Origin of the sequence: Microbacterium thalli (assembly GCF_028737325.1) — a bacterium.
In the GTDB taxonomy this organism is placed as follows: Bacteria; Actinomycetota; Actinomycetes; order Actinomycetales; family Microbacteriaceae; genus Microbacterium; species Microbacterium thalli.
This window is the reverse complement of sequence record NZ_JAQZCH010000002.1, coordinates 1183770-1202956: the sequence shown is the minus strand read 5'-3', so window position 1 is coordinate 1202956 and position 19187 is coordinate 1183770. Positions and strand designations below refer to the sequence as shown.

Genomic DNA, 19187 nt, shown 5'->3' with positions numbered 1-19187 from the left:
ATCGTCGAGTCTCCGGAATCTAGGGACCTGGGAGGGGCGGCATCGGCGCCACGCGGCGAGTCGACCGGGGGAGGACAGCCGGGCAGAGTCGTGTCCGATTTCCGCGAGCCGGTGTCGGTGGGGCGTGTCAGGGTGGAGGCATGACGATCGCTGCGATGGGCTTCGACGAGCGCTACCGCGCCATCGACGCCCGCGACACCCGTTTCGACGGGCAGTTCGTCACCGCCGTGCGTTCAACCGGGATCTACTGCCGGCCGAGCTGCCCGGCCCGCACGCCCAAACCCGCGAACGTCACGTTCTATCCGACGAGCGCGGCCGCGCACGAGGCCGGTTACCGCGCGTGCAAGCGCTGCCTGCCCGAAGCGACGCCCGGATCGCCGCAGTGGAACCTCCGCGGCGACCTCGCCGCGCGGGCGATGCGCCTCATCGCCGACGGCGTCGTCGACCGCGACGGGGTGCCCGGACTGGCATCCCGTCTCGGCTACTCGTCGCGGCACCTCACCCGGCTGCTGACGGCCGAGCTCGGCGCGGGACCGCTCGCCCTCGCGCGAGCCCATCGAGCGCACACCGCGCGCACCCTGCTCGTCGAGACCGACCTGCCGATCGCCGACGTCGCCTTCGCATCGGGCTTCGCGAGCGTGCGGCAGTTCAACGAGACGATCGGCGAGGTCTTCGCGCTGCCTCCCGGCCAGCTGCGCGCACGCCGGCAGACGGGGGAGCGCGCGCCCGGCCGCATCGACCTCGTGCTGCCGGTGCGCGAACCGTTCGACGCCGCGGGCCTGTTCGGCTGGATGCGGGCCCACGCGATCCCCGGGGTCGAGTCGGGCGACGAGCGGTCGTTCGCACGCGTGATCCGTCTCGCCGGGGGACCGGCCTGGTTCGAGGTGCGCCTGGATGACGCGGGCCGCGTGCGGCTGCGCGCCGAGCTCGCCGCGCTGTCGGATCTCTCTGCCCTCATCACGCGGGTGCGGAGGCTGTTCGACCTCGACGCCGACCCGACCGCGATCGATGAGGCGCTCGCCCAGCATCCCGAGCTCGCGCCGCTTGTCGCGCGGATCCCCGGGGTGCGGCTTCCCGCCGCCATCGACCCCGATGAGATGCTCATCCGCGCCATGATCGGGCAGCAGATCAGCGTCGCCTCGGCCCGCACCGTGCAGGGGCGGCTGACCGCCGAGCTCGGTGACCCCGTCGAGACGGCGGCAGGCCCGGCCACGCTCTTCCCGACGATGCCGGCGATCGCCGAGCACGGCGCCGACGTCCTGCGCGGCCCCGGCGCACGAATCCGTGCGATCGTCGGGGCCGCCACCGCGCTGGCCGACGGATCGCTGCGCCTGTCGCCCGGCGACGACACCCACGAGCAGCGCGCCGCCCTGCTCGCCCTGCCCGGCATCGGCCCGTGGACCGCCGACTACGTGCGGATGCGGGTGCTCGGCGACCCCGACATCCTGCTGCCCGGCGATGTCGCGGCGCGAGCGGGGGCTGCCGCCGCCGGCATCCCCGCCGGGCCCGCCGAGCTCGTCGCGTGGGCCGAGCGCGCGGCGCCGTGGCGCAGCTACCTCATGGCGCACCTCTGGTACGCCGCCCCCGTCACGCAGGCCTGGCGCGAAAGCGCGACCGAGCCGACCCTCACTCCGCCGCGAAAGGCCCGAGCATGACCGACATCGTCGACGTTCCCCCCGTGACCGGCACAGCCCTCATCGAGACCGTGACCACCCCCGACGGCCCATTCACGATCCTCGAGGCGAACGGTGCGGTGCTCGCTTCGGGCTGGACCTCCGACCCCGCCGCGATCCTCGACCGCCTACGCCCCGCGGCCCGTCCCACGCGCGTCATCGACGGACGTACGGATGCCGCCGCGGCCGTCACCGCGTACTACGCCGGCGACCTCGCCGCGATCGAGGCCGTCCCGGTGCGCCAGACCGGTACGGCGATGCAGAGCGCCGGTTGGCAGGCCCTGCGGCGCATCGCGCCCGGCGAGCCGCTGACCTACACCGGCTTCGCAGCGGCACTCGGGTCGCCCGGAGCCGTCCGCGCGGCGGCATCCGTCTGTGCCCGCAATGCCGCCGCGCTCTTCGTGCCCTGCCACCGGGTTCTCCGCACGGGTGGGGCGCTCGGCGGCTTCGCGTGGGGGACCGAGGTGAAGCAGAGCCTGCTGGCGCGTGAGGCCGAGCTGCGCGGATGACGCTGCCATTGCTCTTGCACTCAGCGAAATCTCAGGTATAGCCTGGAGGGCTCCCGTGCGTGCAGGGGGCGCTCTTTCCTCCCCTCGGGCCCCGGCCCACCTCGACGCGCTCGCGCGCGTCCCGCGCCGCGCCACCGCGGCATCCGCTCGACACACCTCAGGATCATGACCTCCTCGACGCCTCCCCGTCTGTCCACGCCGCGCGCGCTCGCGCGACTGCTTCCCTTCGCCAAGCCCGTCCTGCCGCGCCTGAGCCTCGGGTTCGTCAGCGCGCTCATCGCGAGCCTGCTCGCGCTCGGCATCCCGCTCGTGCTCGAGGTGATCGTCGGCCCCGAGGGCCCGATCAACTCCGGCGACCCGTGGCTCATCGTGCTCGGCGCCGGCGCCGTGCTCGCGCTCGGTCTCTTCGAAGCGCTCATGGTCTGGGCCCGCCGCTGGTTCGTGCTCGCGCCCGCGACGAAGGTCGAGTACGAGCTGCGCACCGACTTCTACGCGCGCCTGCAGCGCCTGCCCGTCGCCTTCCACGACCGGTGGCAGTCGGGGCAGCTCCTCAGCCGCATGATGCAGGACATCAGCCTCATCCGGCGGTGGCTCGCCTTCGGCATCGTGCTGCTGGTCGTCAACATGGTGACGATCGTCGTCGGCTCGATCATCCTCTTCCGCTGGCACTGGCTGCTCGGCACGATCTTCGTCGTCGTGTCGGCGCCGCTGTGGATCGCCGGCTTCGTCTTCGAGAAGCGCTACGGGATGCTGTCGCGCCAGAGCCAGGACCAGGCGGGCGACCTCGCCACCGCCGTCGAGGAGTCGGTTCACGGCATCCGTGTACTCAAGGCGTTCGGTCGGGGCGGTCACGCGCTGCAGAAGTTCGCCCGCCAGGCCGAGACGCTGCGCGAGACCGAAGTGCAGAAGGCGCGCGCCGTCGGTTGGATCTGGTTCTGGCTCGTGCTGCTGCCCGACATCGCCTTCGCGCTGTGCCTCGGCGCCGGCATCTACCTCGTGCAGGCGGGGGAGCTGGGCGTCGACTCGCTCATCGCGTTCTTTGCGATGGCCACGATCCTGCGCTGGCCGGTCGAGTCGATCGGGTTCCTCTTCTCGTTCCTCGTCGATGCGCGCACCGCGACCGACCGCATCTTCGAGGTCTTCGACGAGCAGAACACCATCGTCGACCCCGAGAACCCGACGACCATCGCGCAGCCGCGCGGCGAGCTCGTCTTCGCGGGCGCGCGCTTCCGCTACCAGGACGCTCCCGAGACCGAGCGTGACCTGCTCGACGGCATCGACCTGGCCCTGCGGCCCGGCGAGACGATGGCGCTGGTGGGTCTGACCGGCTCGGGCAAGACCACGCTGACGACGCTGCCCGGCCGCCTATACGACGTCACGGGCGGCGCGGTGCTGCTCGACGGCGTCGACGTGCGGGAGCTGCGGCTGAGCGAACTGCGCCGTCACGTCGGCATGGCCTTCGAAGACGCGACGCTGTTCTCGCAGACCGTGCGCGAGAACATCCTGCTCGGACGCGAAGACCTCGACCGCGGCAGCGCCGAAGCCGAGCGGGTCCTGCGCGAGGCGCTCGCGGTGGCTCAGGCGAGCTTCGTCGACGACCTGCCGAACGGCGTCGACACCGTGATCGGCGAAGAGGGACTGAGCCTCTCGGGCGGTCAGCGCCAGCGCCTGGCACTCGCGCGTGCCGTGGCTGCCCGCCCGGCGGTGCTCGTCCTCGACGACCCCCTGTCGGCCCTCGACGTCGACACCGAGGCGCTCGTCGAAGACGCGCTGCGCGAGGTGCTCGCCGACACGACCGCGCTGATCGTGGCGCACCGCCCCTCGACGGTGACGTTGGCCGACCGCGTCGCGCTGCTCGAAGACGGCCGCGTCACGGCGGTGGGTACGCACTCCGAGCTGCTGCGCACGAGCGAGCACTACCGACACGTCATCTCGAGCCTCGAAGACGAAAACGAACGACGCGACGAAAGGGAGGTGACCCTGTGAGCACCGTCACCGGGACGAGCGGCGAGGACCGCTCCGACTACACCCGCGACGAGAGCCGCGAGATCCGGCGCCGTTCGCTGCGCCTGCTCGGGTCGCTCGTGACGCCGCTGCGCATGCAGTTGGCGCTCGCCGCCGTCGTGCTCGTCATCTCGACGGCGCTGCGCGTGGCCGGTCCCGCGCTCGTCGGCTGGGGCATCGCCAACGCGCTCCCGGCCGTTCAAGCCGAGGCCGACTGGATGCCGACGATCCTCGTGGTCGCCGTCTTCCTCGCCACCGGCATCGGCGGCGCGGCGCTCATCGGCTGGTACGCCGTCGTCGCGGCGCGCCTGACGCAGGCGGTCATGATCGACCTGCGCAAGCGCATCTTCCGCCACACGCAGCGCCTGAGTCTCGAGTTCCACGAGTCCTACACCTCGGGCCGCATCATCTCGCGGCAGACGAGCGACCTCGACACGATCCGCGAGCTGCTCGACGGCGGTCTGAACGAACTGGTCTCGGGCCTGCTGTACGGCGGGTTCACGCTCGTCGCGCTGCTGCTGCTGGACTGGCAGTCGGGCCTCATCCTCGCGGTCATGGGGCTGCCGCTGTTCCTCCTCATGCGCTGGTTCTACCTGCGCTCGCAGGTCGTCTATCGCGAGTCGCGTGTGATCAGCGCGAAGGTGATCGTCAAGTTCGTCGAGTCGATGACCGGCATCCGCGCCGTCAAGGCATTCCGCAAGGAGCCGGCGAACGACGAGGAGTTCGGCGTCCTGTCGAGCGACTACCGCGACGTCAACATGCGCTCGATCCGCCTGTTCGGCACCTTCGAGCCGGCGCTCATGGCCGTGGCATCCGTCTCTCTTGCCCTCGTACTGGCGTGGGGCGGCTTCCGGGTGGTCGAGGGGTCGCTGAGTCTCGGCTTCCTGCTGTCGGCGGTGCTGTACGTGCGGAACTTCTTCGCGCCTATGCAGGAGGTCGCGTTCTTCCTGAACTCGTACCAGTCGGCCACCGCCGCACTCGAGAAGGTGTCGGGCGTGCTGGAGGAGGAGCCGACGGTTCCCGACCCCGACGACCCCATCGAGCTGCGCGACGCCCGCGGCCACCTGCGGTTCGAGGACGTCACGTTCGGGTACTCGGACGACCGCGTCATCCTGCCGGACTTCGCCCTCGACATGCCGGCGGGGCAGACGATCGCGCTGGTCGGCACCACGGGTGCGGGCAAGTCGACGCTGGCGAAGCTCGTCGCCCGGTTCTACGACCCCACGCGAGGCCGAGTCACCCTCGACGGCGTCGACCTGCGGCGCCTCGACCCGCGGGATCTGCGCCGCGCGATCGTCATGGTCACGCAGGAGGCGTACCTGTTCAGTGGGACCGTCGCCGACAACATCGCCCTCGGCAAGCCCGACGCGACGATGGACGAGATCCGGTCCGCCGCGCAGGCCGTCGGTGCCCACGAGTTCATCGAGCGCCTGCCGGACGGGTACGCCACCGACGTCAACAAGCGCGGCGGCCGGGTCTCGGCAGGACAGCGTCAGCTGATCTCGTTCGCCCGCGCCTTCCTCGCCGACCCCGCGGTGCTCATCCTCGACGAGGCGACGGCGTCGCTCGACATCCCGAGCGAACGGCAGATCCAGCAGGCGCTGGGGACGCTCCTCGCCGACCGTACGGCCATCATCATCGCGCACCGTCTGTCGACGGTGGCGATCGCCGACCGGGTGCTCGTGATGGAGCACGGCCGCATCATCGAGGATGACACCCCCGCCGCCCTCATCGCCGGCACCGGCAAGTTCGCGCAGCTGCACGCCGCCTGGCGCGAGTCGCTCGTCTGAGGCGGGCTAGCCGCCGAGAACGCACCGACGGTGCGCTCTCGGCGGCTGCCCTCAGCCGGTGACGTCGGCGAGGTCGACCGTGAAGGTCTCGGTGCGGCCCTCCGGGGTCGTGACGGTGACGTCGCGCGTGCCGGAGCCGCCGGCGAACACCCGCAGCGTCAGGCCGTCGAGATAGTCGTAGTCCGGGCGGTCGGCGCGGGCGCCCCACGGGATGACCGCGCCGGGTCGGGCGTACAGCGGCAGCGAGAAGACGTCGTGGGTCTCGCGCCGCCAGCTGCCGCCCTCGACCGTCTCACCCGTCAGCAGGCTCGTCCATATTCCGGTGGGCAGGTAGAACTCGACCTCGCCATCGGCGGACATCACCGGGGCGACCATCAGTTCGGACCCCAGCATGAATTGGCGATCGAGGTAGGCGGTCGCGCGGTCGTGGGGGAACTCGAGCTGCACCGGCCGGAAGACCGGGATGCCGGTGGCCGCGGCGTCGCGCCCGGCCTGGTACAGGTAGGGCATCAGCTGCAGCTTCACCTGCGTGAATCGGCGGGTGACCGCCACCGCCTCGTCGTCGAAGTTCCACGGGACGCGATACGAGCTCGACCCGTGCAGACGGCTGTGGGTGCTCAGCAGGCCGAACGCGGTCCAGCGCTTGTAGACGAGCGGGTCGGGCGTGCCCTCGAACCCGCCGATGTCATGGCTCCAGTGGGCGAACCCGCTGAAGGCGAGTGACAGGCCACCGCGCAAGGTCTCGGCCATCGACGGGAACGTCGAGGTGTTGTCGCCGCCCCAGTGGACGGGCATCTGCTGGCCCCCCGCCGTCGCCGATCGGGCGAACAGCACCGCCTCGCCCGCGCCGCGCGCAGCCACGAGCACGTCGTGCACCGCCCGGTTGTAGAGCTGCGTGTAGAGGTTGTGCATCCGCTCGGGGTCCGAGCCGTCGGCCCAGGCCACGTCGACGGGGATGCGCTCGCCGAAGTCGGTCTTGAAGCAGTCGACGCCCTGATCGACGAGGGCACGCAGTTTGCCCTGGTACCAGCCGGTGGCATCCGGGTTCGTGAAGTCCACCAGCCCCATTCCCGCCTGCCATTTGTCCCACTGCCACACCGTGCCGTCGGGGCGCCGCACAAGGTATCCGGCCTCGGCCGCCTCGGCGAACAGCGGCGACCGCTGGGCGATGTAGGGGTTGATCCAGACGCTGACCCGCAGATCCTTGGCGTGCAGACGCTCGAGCATGCCGTCGGGGTCGGGGAAGACCCGCGGGTCCCACTCGAAATCGCACCAATTGAACTCGCGCATCCAGAAGCAGTCGAAGTGGAAGACCGAGACGGGCAGCTCGCGCCGCGCCATCTCGTCGATGAACGAGGTCACCGTCGCCTCGTCGTAGTCGGTCGTGAACGACGTCGACAGCCACAGGCCGTACGACCAGGCCGGCACGATCGCGGCGCGCCCGGTGAGCTCGGTGTACCGGGCCAGAACGTCCTTCGGCGTCGGGCCCGCGAACACGAAGTACTCGAGCGCCTCGCCCGACACGGCGAACTGCACGCGCTCGACCGCTTCCGAGCCGACCTCGAACGAGACGTGCCCGGGGTCGTTCACGAGCACGCCGTAACCGCTGCTCGTCAGATAGAACGGGATGTTCTTGTAGGCCTGCTCGCTCGAGGTGCCGCCGTCGGCGTTCCAGATGTCGACGGTCTGTCCATTCTTCACGAGCGGTCCGAACCGCTCGCCGAGCCCGTAGACGAGTTCGCCGACACCCAAGTCGAGCTGTTCGCGCACGTAGCTCGCCGCGCGGGGCAGGTTCATGCCGCTGACGGTCTCGCCCGGCATCCCGGGGTCGACCTGTGCGTCGTCTGCGATGCCGAACCACGCCGGCGCGCGGAAGCCGCTGCCGGTGATGCGTCGCCCGTCGACGTCGAAGTCGAGGCTCCACGGTGCGCCTCGGCGGATGCGGGCCCTGAGCGGTCCGCTCTGCAGCATGCCGTCATCGCGGGTGACGGACGCCGCACCGGCGCCGCCGGAGACGGCTCCCGGCAGCGCGAAGCCGTCGTGCCGACGCCCGCCGACGTGACGCTCGATGCGCACCCGGACCACCCCCTCGAGGGGAGAGGACAGCGTCACGGTGAGCACGGGCCGGTTGAGGGTGTCGCCGCGCTGGCCGATGATCGCCGTCGTCGCCGAGACGACGACGGCCTCACCGTCGGTCGGATGCGAGCCGGGGTCGATGTCGTAGGCCTCTTGCGCGTAGAGCGGGCTGACGCCCGGACGCAGCTGCCAGAAACCATCGGTGAACTTCATTACTTGACTGCTCCTGCGGTGATGCCCCGGGTGAGGGTGCGTTGGAAGACGAGGAAGAAGATGAGCGTCGGGATGATGCCGAGCAGCGCCGACGCGCTGGTTGTCGTCACATCCATCAAGCGGTCGCCCTGCAGCACGCTGATCGCCACGGGAACCGTCTGGTTCGCGTTCGAGGCGAGGAAGGTCAGCGGGATGAGGAACTCGTTCCACGTCCAGATGAAGAAGAAGATCAGCAGCACCGACAGGGTAGGGCGGCTGATCGGGAAGATCACCCGCCACAGGATCTGCCACCGGCTCGCGCCGTCGAGGGATGCCGCTTCGAGCACCTCTTTCGGAAAGGTGCCGTACACCGCGCTCAGCAGGTACGTGCCGAACGCCGCCTGCACCACGACGAAGATGATGATGACCGACCACACGTTGTCGTAGAGGCCGACCTCCTTGAACATGTAGTAGAGCGGGTACAGCAGCGCCTCCTGCGGCAGCAGGTTCGCGAGCAGGAACAGCAGCACGATCGAGGTGCGGTACTTCACGCGGCCGATGCCGATCGCGAAGGCGTTCAGCATCGAGATGAGCACAGCCAGGACGGCGACCACACCCGAGATGAAGATCGAGTTCCAGACCTTCTCGGGGAAGTTCACCCGCTCCCAGAACCGGCCGAGCCCGGTGAAGTCGAGCGCTTGCGGCAGCGCGAGCGCGCCCGAGGTGGCGTAGTCGGTGGGGGACTTGAAGGAGTTCACGACGACGAGGTAGAACGGCGCGAGCACCGCGAGGGCGCCGAGCCCCACGAGGGCGACGACGATCCAGTCGCGTCCGCGGGGCTTCGTCATCCCGCCACGGGGGCGCGTCCGCCGCGGTGCGGTGCGTGTCGCGGCCGGGGGAAGCAGAGTGGAGGTCGCCATCACAGGCCCGCCCTTTCTTTGCGCTCGAGCGAGTTCTGCACGCGCACGAAGATGATCGACACGATCACGACGAGGATCGTGAGCACGGTGGCGATCGTCGCGCCGTAGCCGACGTCTCGCTTGGTGAAGAACTCCTGGTAGGCGTAGTACGCCGGCACGAGCGTCGAGCCGGCCGGTCCGCCGCGGGTGATGACGTAGACCGGGCCGAACACCTTCAACGCCGCGATCGTGCACGTGAGGGTGACCACGAAGATCTCGGGCCGGATGATGCTCATCGTGATCGCGACGAAGCGCTGGCCCCAGTTCGCGCCGTCGAGCTCGGCGGCCTCATAGAGCTCGGGGTCGACGCGTTGCAGTGCGGCCATGAACACCACGACGGGGTAGCCGATCTGCACCCAGACGAGCACGACCATGAGCACGATCAGCGCGGAGGGCATCTGCCCGAGCCAGTCGATCGGCCCGATGCCGACGGCCCCGAGGATCTGGTTCAGGGCCCCGTCGCCGCCGGGTCGGACGATCCAGCCGATGACGATGCCGGCGACGGCTGCCGGAAGGATCTGCGGCAGGTAGTAGGTGGCGCGGAGGAAGCTCGCGACCTTGCCGCCGAACTTGCGTCCGATGACGTCGAACAGCGCGGCGGCGACGAAGAGGCCGACGACGGTGGGCACCACGACCATCGCCAGCACCATCCACACGGAGTTGGCGAACGAGGTCCAGAAGTCCTCGTCGACGAGGATGGCCGCCCAGTTCTCGAGACCGATGAACTCGGGGGTGCCGACGCCGCGCCAGTCGGTGAAGGTGAGCACCAGGTTCCAGACGAGCGGGACGATGATGATGACGATGAGCAGGGCGAAACCGGGCAGCAGGTACGGCCAGTAGCCGCCGCGGCCCGAGCCGCGCTGGGGGATGGACGGCTCCTCGGGCGGGAGCGCCGTGCGCAGAGCGCGCGTTTCGGTGACGGTCATGAGTGACTCCGGGGTCGGGGGAGGGACGGATGCGGCATCCGTCCCTCCCGATCGGATCAGCGGTAGTCCGCCGTGCCTTCGTCGTACTGTTCGCCGAGGTTGGTCGCGGTGGTCGCGGCATCCTGGGCGCCGGTCACGAGCCCCTGGAGCTCCTGAACGAGGACGTCGTAGAAGCCGGGCGCGGGCCAGTCGGGGTAGAACGAGAGGCCGTCGTCGTCGAGGATGCCGTTGAAGGTCTCGATCAGTGCCGCACTCTTCTCGTCGGTGATGTCGGCCGCGTCCGCCGCCACCGGGACACCGCCGTTGTTGCCGATGATCGCCTGGATCTCGGGGCGCATCGTGATGTCGATGAACTCGTAGGCGAGCTCGGCGTTAGCAGCGTTGGCCGGGACGACCCACAGGTTGCCCGACGACCCGAGCGAGAGCTGCGACTCGGGGAACGACTCCAGCGACCAGTCGAATGCGCTCGCCTCGCTGACGAAGCGGCCGTACCACCACGAGCCCGACACGAAGATGGGAGACGTGCCGTTGATGAACGAAACGCCCGCGTCTTCGGCGACGACGGAGGAGACGTCCTTCGCGATGTAGCCCTTGTCGACGTACTCCGCGAGGGTCTCGGTCGCGTAGGTGACCTCGGGGCCCGACCAATCGACAGGGTTCTCGTAGAGCTGGTAGTCGTCGACGAACGACCGGTCTGCCTGCGACAGCGCCAGTTGGTACCAGAGCTGTCCGAGCGGGTATTCGGCCCCGGCTTCGGCGAGGGGCGTCACGCCGCGCGCGACGAATGCGTCGAGCACGCTGACGAACTCGTCGTAGGTGGTGGGGACCTCGAGCCCCGCCTCGGCGAACATGTCGAGGTTGTAGTACACGCCCACGAACTCGCCGTAGTTCGGGATGCCGTACCAGGCGTCGCCGCCCATCACGCCGTCCTCGGTGTACTTCGCGGTCGTCTGCAGCGAGGGCGCGAGCTTGTCGGCCCAGCCGTACTCGTCGACCGCGTCGGAGATGTCGGAGATCAGCCCCGTGCTGGCGAGGAACCCCGCTGTCGCGTTGCCCTTGTTGAACTCCATGAGGTCGGGCGCCGCGTCGGTGTCGAGCACCTGGCTGGCGGTCTTCTGGATCTGCTCGAAGGACTTCTCCTCGAACTCGACGGTGGCGCCGGTCTCCTCTTCGAAGATGCGGATCGCCTCGTCCCAGGCTTTGCCCATCGCGCTGTCGGCGCTCTCGTAGTGCCAGAGGCGCAGGGTGTCGCCGTCGCCTCCGGCGTCGCCGCCGCCGCCGCTGCAGCCCGCCAGCGCGAGGCCGGCGGTGGAGAGGGCGGCGACCGCGGAGAGGGTCGCGGCGCGTCGTGTCGTGCGTGCCATCGTTGGCACTCCTTTCTCGGTGACCAGGACGGTCGGTACTTCGGATGGGTGGTGCAGGGGGTCAACGGATCCACGCCATGGTCGAAGCGCTTCGACGATGGGCGTGAAAGAGCAGCCGCCGTGCGGGCCGTCAGGCGGGTGCGGGAGCGACGGATCCCGCCGAGCGGTACTCCGGTGGGATCAGGTGGAGGACGGGAGCGCGACTCGCGTCGTGCAGTCGCGCGATGGCGAGGTCGACGGCGGCGTCGCAGGACACCGCCGGCACCAGGGGGATCGTGTCGAGCGGAGTCGACAGTCGAGTGGCGTCGAAGACCGACGCCACGGAGACGAGCGAGACGTCGCGGCCGATGACGAGCCCGCGCTCGGCGATGGTCTCGAGGACGACCTCGTGGGCGTCTTCTGCGGCGTGCAGCACGAATGCGGTCGTGCCCTCGTCGAGCGCACGCGCGGTCGCGGCGCGGACGACGGCCGGTTCGGTGGCCGTCGCACCCGCTGCCGTGAATGCGAGACGGATGCCGCGGGCTGCGGCGCGGGCGGCGGCTGCCGCCCGGACGCGCGGCGGGAAGTTCGACGCGCGGTAGGCGATCTGGCTCTGCCCGATCATCGCGACGTGGCGGTGGTCCGCATCCGCGAGGCGGTCGACGGCGAGCTCGGCCGCGGCTTCGAAGTCGAGGTCGACGCAGTCGAGGCCGGCGTGGTCGTCGGGGATGCCGATGAACACCGTGGGGATGCGGATCGACCGTGCGATCGCGACCCGCGCGTCGTCGGGGGCGACGTCGAGCACGAGGATGGCGTCGACCAGATCGCTCGCGGCGACGCGGCGCATTCCCGTCGAGGCCTCCTCGTCGGTCAGGAGCAGGATGTCGTAGTCGCGGCGACGCGCCGCCACCGACGCGGCGAGCACGAAGGCCATGTGCGTCGGCGCGTGGGTGTCGGCACGCAACGGCTCGGTGAGCGCGAAGATCTGCGTCCGGCGTCCGGCCAGCGCCCGGGCGCCGGCGTGGGGCTCGTAGCCGAGTTCGCGCGCGGCCTCTTCGACCCGGCGCCGCGTCTCGGCCGAGATCGACCGCTTGCCGCTGAGCGCATAGGACACGGTCGAGATCGACACGCGGGCAGCGGCTGCCACCTCGTCGATACGAGCCATGTCCACCTCTTCGTCGATCGCGGATCAGAACGCCGAGCCCATTCTCGAAGCGTTTCGACAGCGAGTGTACGTCCGCGCTTTCGGTTACCGCAAGCTTTTTGTCGTCGCCTTCAACAAACGGCGGCGCATACCGGAAACGCGGTGCGATCTCGGCGTCGTCAGCGGGCGAGCCCGGCCCGGTGCACGAGGGCGCCGAGCGGGTGGGTGTCGGTGAGATCCGCGAGGGCGACAACGCCGTCGATGCCGACGCCGACCGGGTCGACGAGGCGGACGGAGTCGTCGCTGCCGTGCAGGTCGGCGACGAAGTCGGCGTGCAGCAGGGGCGACCCGAAGACGCCGCCGAGGGCGCAGACGGGGAAGGTCGCCTCATCCGTGCGCACCTGCGCAATCGATGCGCGCACGCTTCCGGCGAGTTCGTGCGCCGCCCGCGCCGTGATGCCGCGGGCGACGGCGTCGTCGGCAGCCGCGGCGCGCGCCACGACGGCGGCGAAGCTCGCCACGATGCGCACGCGATCGGGGTCGGCCTGCAGGCTCATATACGCCTGCGACAGATCAGGCCACCGATCGGATGCCGCGGCCGTGAGCATCGTGCTCGGCCCACGGCCGTCGTACGCCCGCATGATCGCGTCGAGCGCCTCGCGCCCGATCCAGTAGCCGCTGCCGGCGTCGCCCATGATCCAGCCCCAGCCGTCGACGCGCGCGGTCGTCTCGGCGCCGACGGCCAGGATGACGGAGCCGGTGCCGGCCGCCACGACCGCTCCGGCGCGATCGCCCAGCGCGCCGAGGAACGAGGTCGTCGCGTCGTGCGCGAGCAGCACGTCGCGGACGCCGAGGTCGCGGACGAGGTCGAGCATCGCCGCGGCATCCGCGTTCGCGTCGGTCAGCCCCGAGATGCCCGCCGCGACCGTGTCGACCGGGGTGCCGGTGCGCTCGCGCGTGGCCGCGACGACGGCCGCGAGCTGGGGGAGCAGCGGCTCCCCGGTGCGGATGCCGTCGAAGACGAGGTCGTCGCCGCGGACGCCGTGCGGCAGGCGCACCTTGATGCCGCTCTGGCCGGCATCGATCGCGAGGACCGCCGGGGTGCTCATGCGGACACCTCTGCGGCGGCGTCGCGCTCGAGCAGGCGTGCCAGGAAGGCGGCCTGCACCTGCCATTGATGTCCGAGCCCGCCCTCGTGCTCGTTGAAGGGGTAGACCGTGATCGCCTTGTCGGGCCCCGTGTACGCGTTGAATGCCGCGTACACGGTCGAGGGCGGGCACACCGGGTCGAGCAGTCCGACCGAGAAGAGCGCCGGCGCGGTCGCGCGGCGCGCGAACGAGACGCCGTCGAAGTACGACAGCGTCTCGAAGACCTGGTCCTCGGCGCCGCGATGCACCGCGAGGTAGCGCACGACCTCCTGGTACGGGTCGCTGCCGGTGAGACCGATCGCGCGCTCGAAGTGACAGAGGAAGGGGACGTCCGGCATGACCGCGACGAGGTCGTCGCTCAAGGCCGCCGCCGCCAACGCGATGCCGCCGCCCTGGCTGCCGCCGCACACCGCGACGCGGTGGGCGTCGATCTCGGGCAGTCCGCGGACGGCATCGATCGCGCGGACGGCATCCGTGAACACCCGCCGGTAGTAGTAGGTCTCGGGGGAGTCGATGCCCCGGGTGAGGAACCCCGGCACCGCCGGACCCGAGCCGTGCGGATCGGGGGTCTCGCCGCCGCTGCCCCACACGCTGCCCTGGCCGCGCGTGTCCATGACGAACGAGGCGTACCCGGCGGCCGCCCACGAGAGGCGCTCGGCGGGCAGTCCGCGCCCGCCGCCGTAGCCGATGAACTCCACGACCGCGGGCAGCGGCCCCTCACGGTGGGCCGGCAGGATGAGCCAGGCCTTGACCGGCTCGCCTCCGAACCCGGGGAAGGTGACGTCGTGGACGTGCACCGTCGAGAACAGCTCGGATGCCGCCGACACGGTCACCTCGCCGGCCGCCTGCCGCGAGCCGGCGAGCGTGGCAGCCCAAAAATCGTCGAAGTCACGGGGTTCGCTCACCGTCGGGCGATAGGCCTCGAGTTCGGCGAGCGGCAGGTCGAAGCGCGGCACGCGCTCACCCTAGCGCGAAGGATCGTGACCCCGAGAGATATCTCGACATCGAGAGATATGCCCCCGTGCGATACGCTGAGCACCGACCCTCGACGCGCTTTTTGGAGAGACGACACGTGCCCGACTCGACCATCATCTACACGTACACCGACGAGGCGCCGGCACTGGCCACAGCCTCCTTCCTGCCGATCGTCGAGGCCTACGCGGGCAAAGCCGGCGTGGCCATCGAGACCCGCGACATCTCGCTCGCGGGCCGCATCCTCTCGGCTTTCCCCCAGAACCTGACGCCCGAGCAGCAGGTGGGCGACGCCCTCGCCGAGCTCGGCGGCCTCGCGACCCTCCCCGAGGCGAACATCATCAAGCTGCCGAACATCTCGGCGTCGATCCCGCAGCTGAAGGCCGCGATCGCCGAGCTGCAGGCCGCCGGCTACGACATCCCGGACTACCCGGACGAGCCGCAGAGCGACGCCGACACGGATGTCCGCGCCCGCTACGACCGCATCAAGGGCTCCGCCGTGAACCCGGTGCTGCGCGAGGGCAACAGCGACCGCCGCGCGCCCCTGTCGGTGAAGAACTACGCCCGCAAGCACCCGCACCGCAACAAGCCGTTCGCCGACGGGTCGAAGACCCGCGTCGCGACACTCGGACACGACGACTTCAGGTCGAACGAGGTCTCGACGGTCATCGGTTCGGACGACGTCCTGTCGATCCGTTTCACGGCCGAGGACGGTGCGACCACCGAGCTGAAGTCCGGCCTGAAGGTGCTGCCCGGCGAGGTCGTCGACGCGACCTTCCTCTCGGCTGCCGCGCTCGACGCCTTCCTCGCCGACACCGTGGCGCAGGCCGCTGAGGAGGACGTGCTCTACTCGGTCCACCTCAAGGCGACGATGATGAAGGTCAGCGACCCGATCATCTTCGGTCACGTCGTGCGTGCGTTCTTCGCCGACGTCTTCGCCCGGTTCGGCGACGACCTCGCCGCGGCGGGCCTGACCTCGAACGACGGGCTCGGCGCGATCCTCGCGGGTCTGCCGCAGCTCGAGCGCGGCGACGAGATCCGGGCCGCCTTCGAGGCCGCGATCGCCGCCGGCCCGCGCCTGTCGTACGTCAACTCCGACAAGGGCATCACGAACCTGCACGTGCCGTCGGACGTCATCGTCGACGCGTCGATGCCCGCACTGATCCGCAACGGCGGCAAGCTGTGGGGCGCCGACGGCGGCGAGGCCGACACGATCGCCGTCATCCCCGACTCGTCGTACGCCGGGGTCTACCAGGCCACGATCGACGACGTCATCGCCCACGGTCCGCTCGACCCGGCGACGATCGGCTCGGTGCCGAACGTCGGCCTCATGGCGCAGGCGGCCGAGGAGTACGGCTCGCACGACAAGACGTTCGAGATCGCCGCGGCCGGCACCGTCGAGGTCGTCGACTCGTCGGGTTCGGTCCTGCTGTCGCACCGGGTGCAGCCCGGTGACATCTGGCGCGCGACGCAGACGAAGGACGTCGCGGTGCGCGACTGGGTCAAGCTCGCCGTGACCCGCGCCCGCGCCACCGGTGTGCCCGCCGTGTTCTGGCTCGACGAGAACCGAGCGCACGACGCGAACCTCATCGCGAAGGTGCGCGAGTACCTTGCCGAGCACGACACCGACGGGCTCACGATCGAGATCCTCGCCCCGGCCGACGCCACGCGCTACTCGCTCGAGCGCATCCGTCGCGGCGAAGACACCATCTCGGTCACCGGCAACGTCCTGCGCGACTACCTGACCGACCTGTTCCCGATCCTCGAGGTCGGCACGAGCGCCAAGATGCTCTCGATCGTTCCGCTGCTCGCCGGCGGTGGACTGTTCGAGACCGGCGCCGGGGGATCGGCTCCCAAGCACGTGCAGCAGCTGGTGGCCGAGAACTACCTGCGCTGGGACTCGCTGGGCGAGTTCTTCGCCCTCGCGGCCTCGTTCGAGCACCTTGGCGACTACACCGGCAACGCCCACGCGAAGGTCCTCGCCGACACGCTGGATGCCGCGACCGGCACCTTCCTCGAGCAGGACAAGTCGCCGGGCCGCGCACTCGGCACGATCGACAACCGCGGCAGCCACTTCTACCTGGCGCTGTACTGGGCCCAGGAGCTCGCGGCGCAGACGGTCGACGCCGACCTCGCCGCTGCGTTCGCCCCGATCGCCGAGGCGCTTGCCGCGAGCGAGACGACGATCGTCGACGAGCTCATCGCGGTGCAGGGATCGCCGGCCGAGATCGGCGGCTACTACCGACCGGACGCCGCCCTCGTGGCATCCGTCATGCGTCCCTCCGCGACGCTGAACGGCATCATCGACGGGATCTGACGCCCCGCACGACGAACGCCCCGGCCGCTCGCGCGGTCGGGGCGTTCGTGCGTGCAGAGCGGGGTGTCAGAAGCGGATCTCGGCGATGACCTCGCCGTACTCCGTCTCGCCCACGGGCGTGAAGCCCACGCGCGTGAAGAAGGCCTCGGGGCCGCCCTCGCCCGCCTCGTAGATGACGTCGAGGCAATCGAAGCCATGCGTCCGGGCCTGCTCGACGAGCTTCTCGACGGCGAACCGTCCGACGCCGCGGCCCTGGTCGTCGGCGTCGACGTTGATACGCCACAGCACGGAGCGGAAGTGCTCCACCGGAGCCTCGGGGTCGAACCCGGCGCTGACGAAGCCGACGACCTCCTCGCCGTCGAGGATCACGCGCTGCCACGTCGTCGCGGGGTTGACGACGGTCGCGGCGATCGCGTAGCTCTCGGGCACGACGAAGCGTTCCTGGCCCGGCTTGAGCGACAGGTTGTTCACGGCGACGATCGTCGACGCCGACAGTTCTTCTACGCGGAGGTCAGCCATGGTCACAGGCTAACGGTCGCGCATCCGGAACGCACGGGTCGATCCGCGAGGCGTCAACGACCCGCCGCGCGCGCGAACCGCGAGCTCAGGAGTGGACCCACACGTCGGTGCCGGCGACAGCCCATTCGTAGATCTGCGCCGCGCGCGAGTCGGGCATGCCGACGCAGCCCGCGCTCATCCGGGTGCCCCAGTTGCTGTGCCAGTAGACACCGTGGAAGGCCTGGTCGCCGTTGAAGTACATCGCCCACTTCACGTCGGGCTGGACGTAGGCGACACCCGAGTCGGGGGCCGTGCCGCGCATGTTCTGGCGGGGCGTCTTCCAGCCGATCGTGTAGCGGCCGGTCTGGGTGTCGGCGCCGGGGCGGCCGGTCGAGACGAGCCACGAGTCCACGGTGACGCCGTTCTCCTTGAGGTAGAGACGCTGCTCGCTGAGGTTGACCTCGAGAAGGCGCGTGATGGTCTCGGTCGTCACCGGCACGACGTCGACGGGCAGCCGGTAGGCGGCATCCCCGTTCGCGAGCTGCTCGGCGAAGCCGGCCGCGATGCCATCGGTGGACGGCAGCGCGCGTCCTTCGACGCCCGCGTCGGAGTCGTCGATGATCGTGCCCGCGGCGTTGGCGAAGACGACGCCGTTGACGGGTGCGCGGTTGACCAGGTCGGGCAGCGTGTCGACGACGGGCTGGATCAGCGCCGGGTCGGCGGCGACCGAGAACGACCCGTCCTCGGCGGTGGTCACCGTCATCCAGCTCGCGGCGACCGCGCGGTCGACGGGCACGGTGCGCTCGTCGCCGACGTAGAAGCCGACCCATTCGAGCATGCCGTTGAGCGAGGCGGCCGTCTCTTCGGCGGCCGCGGTCGTCGTCGCGGAGGTCACGGGCGCGATCTGCGGCTCGATGACGGCATCCGTCTCGCCGGAGTCGAAAGCACTCTGCAGGGCGCTGCGCGTCGCCTCGACGTCGATGCCCGAGCCGGGCACGTCGGGCGTGACGACGAAGTTCGAGCCGTCGAAGGCGATCGACGATGCGACCGGCTCGACGTAGAGGTCGGGCGCTGCGTCCCGAAGCGCCGAGGCGGCCCCGGCGTCATCGACGGTGACCGGCGCCGCGATGGGGTCGCCGAACCACTGGGTGACGTTCCACGCCGGGCGGGCGTCGAACGCGGATGCCGCGAGGGCGGTGCCATCGACCTGGGCGCCGAGGTCGGCTCCCGACACGCGGGCGCCACCGTCGCCGAAGGTCACCGTCGTGTCGTCGAGGCGGTCCTGCACGGCGGCGGCCGCGGCGCCGGGGGTGAGGAAGCCGACGGGAACGCCGCCGATGGTCGTTCCCGGAGCGATCAGGAAGAGCGAAGCTGCGGCGGCTCCGAGGGCGACGAGACCGACGGGGATGCCGATCCACAAGCCGAGGCGCCGCTTCTTGCGCGCCGGCTCGGTCGGAGCCCATTCGACCCGCTGGTCGGCGTCGGCCGACGGCGCAGCCTGCTCGGCCGCGCTCGCGTGATCGTGCTTCGAAGCGACATCCGTCACCGCTCTACCCCCGTCTGTGCGCGTGCGCACTCGCGGTTCATGGTACGCGACCCATCGCCGGGAGCGGCCTGAGTGAAATCAGAGCGTTAT

Annotated in this window: 14 protein-coding genes; 5 read left to right on the top strand and 9 right to left on the bottom strand. The window is 70.4% G+C overall.

The window, feature by feature from the left end; genetic code table 11:
- The first annotated feature begins 140 nt into the window (after positions 1–140).
- The 4 genes from PUW82_RS13805 to PUW82_RS13790 all read left to right on the top strand — a co-directional run bounded on the left by PUW82_RS13805 (position 141) and on the right by PUW82_RS13790 (position 5976).
- On the top strand, positions 141–1655 hold the full coding sequence (locus PUW82_RS13805) for an AlkA N-terminal domain-containing protein (protein ID WP_274222848.1): 1515 nt from the start codon (positions 141–143) through the stop codon (positions 1653–1655).
- Positions 1652–2182, top strand: coding sequence for a methylated-DNA--[protein]-cysteine S-methyltransferase (locus PUW82_RS13800; RefSeq protein WP_274222847.1), 531 nt, complete (start codon positions 1652–1654; stop codon positions 2180–2182). The genes PUW82_RS13805 and PUW82_RS13800 overlap by 4 nt, the downstream gene beginning before the upstream one ends.
- A gap of 165 nt (positions 2183–2347) precedes the next feature.
- A complete protein-coding gene (locus tag PUW82_RS13795) occupies positions 2348–4168 on the top strand; it encodes an ABC transporter ATP-binding protein (RefSeq protein WP_274222846.1) in 1821 nt (606 codons plus the stop codon).
- On the top strand, positions 4165–5976 hold the full coding sequence (locus PUW82_RS13790) for an ABC transporter ATP-binding protein (RefSeq protein WP_274222845.1): 1812 nt from the start codon (positions 4165–4167) through the stop codon (positions 5974–5976). Before PUW82_RS13795 ends, PUW82_RS13790 begins: the two co-directional genes overlap by 4 nt.
- Positions 5977–6027: 51 nt before the next feature.
- Here the strand turns inward: PUW82_RS13790 and yicI are convergent, their stop codons facing one another.
- The 7 genes from yicI to PUW82_RS13755 form a co-directional block, all read right to left on the bottom strand.
- A complete protein-coding gene (gene yicI / locus PUW82_RS13785) occupies positions 6028–8265 on the bottom strand; it encodes an alpha-xylosidase (RefSeq protein ID WP_274222844.1) in 2238 nt (745 codons plus the stop codon).
- Positions 8265–9164: a carbohydrate ABC transporter permease gene (locus PUW82_RS13780; RefSeq protein WP_420792759.1), complete on the bottom strand. Its 900-nt coding sequence runs from the start codon at positions 9162–9164 to the stop codon at positions 8265–8267. The genes yicI and PUW82_RS13780 overlap by 1 nt, the downstream gene beginning before the upstream one ends.
- A complete protein-coding gene (locus PUW82_RS13775; RefSeq protein WP_274222842.1) occupies positions 9164–10129 on the bottom strand; it encodes a carbohydrate ABC transporter permease in 966 nt (321 codons plus the stop codon). Before PUW82_RS13775 ends, PUW82_RS13780 begins: the two co-directional genes overlap by 1 nt.
- A 56-nt stretch (positions 10130–10185) precedes the next feature.
- Positions 10186–11493: an ABC transporter substrate-binding protein gene (locus tag PUW82_RS13770; protein WP_274222841.1), complete on the bottom strand. Its 1308-nt coding sequence runs from the start codon at positions 11491–11493 to the stop codon at positions 10186–10188.
- A gap of 130 nt (positions 11494–11623) precedes the next feature.
- Positions 11624–12637: a LacI family DNA-binding transcriptional regulator gene (locus PUW82_RS13765; RefSeq protein ID WP_274222840.1), complete on the bottom strand. Its 1014-nt coding sequence runs from the start codon at positions 12635–12637 to the stop codon at positions 11624–11626.
- A gap of 158 nt (positions 12638–12795) precedes the next feature.
- On the bottom strand, positions 12796–13725 hold the full coding sequence (locus PUW82_RS13760; protein WP_274222839.1) for an N-acetylglucosamine kinase: 930 nt from the start codon (positions 13723–13725) through the stop codon (positions 12796–12798).
- Positions 13722–14720, bottom strand: a complete 999-nt coding sequence (locus PUW82_RS13755) for an acetylxylan esterase (protein WP_274222838.1) — start codon at positions 14718–14720, stop codon at positions 13722–13724. The genes PUW82_RS13760 and PUW82_RS13755 overlap by 4 nt, the downstream gene beginning before the upstream one ends.
- A gap of 116 nt (positions 14721–14836) precedes the next feature.
- On the opposite strand from PUW82_RS13755, the gene PUW82_RS13750 reads away from it, so the two are divergent.
- Positions 14837–17053 (top strand): NADP-dependent isocitrate dehydrogenase, encoded by a 2217-nt coding sequence (locus PUW82_RS13750; protein ID WP_274222837.1) that lies wholly within the window; start codon positions 14837–14839, stop codon positions 17051–17053.
- A 66-nt stretch (positions 17054–17119) separates the two neighbouring features.
- Here the strand turns inward: PUW82_RS13750 and PUW82_RS13745 are convergent, their stop codons facing one another.
- Both PUW82_RS13745 and PUW82_RS13740 read right to left on the bottom strand, forming a co-directional pair.
- Complete coding sequence (locus PUW82_RS13745; RefSeq protein WP_274222836.1) at positions 17120–17572, bottom strand: GNAT family N-acetyltransferase; 453 nt, start codon at positions 17570–17572, stop codon at positions 17120–17122.
- 85 nt (positions 17573–17657) lie between these two features.
- Positions 17658–19097, bottom strand: a complete 1440-nt coding sequence (locus PUW82_RS13740) for a L,D-transpeptidase family protein (protein WP_274222835.1) — start codon at positions 19095–19097, stop codon at positions 17658–17660.
- Positions 19098–19187 lie beyond the last annotated feature (90 nt).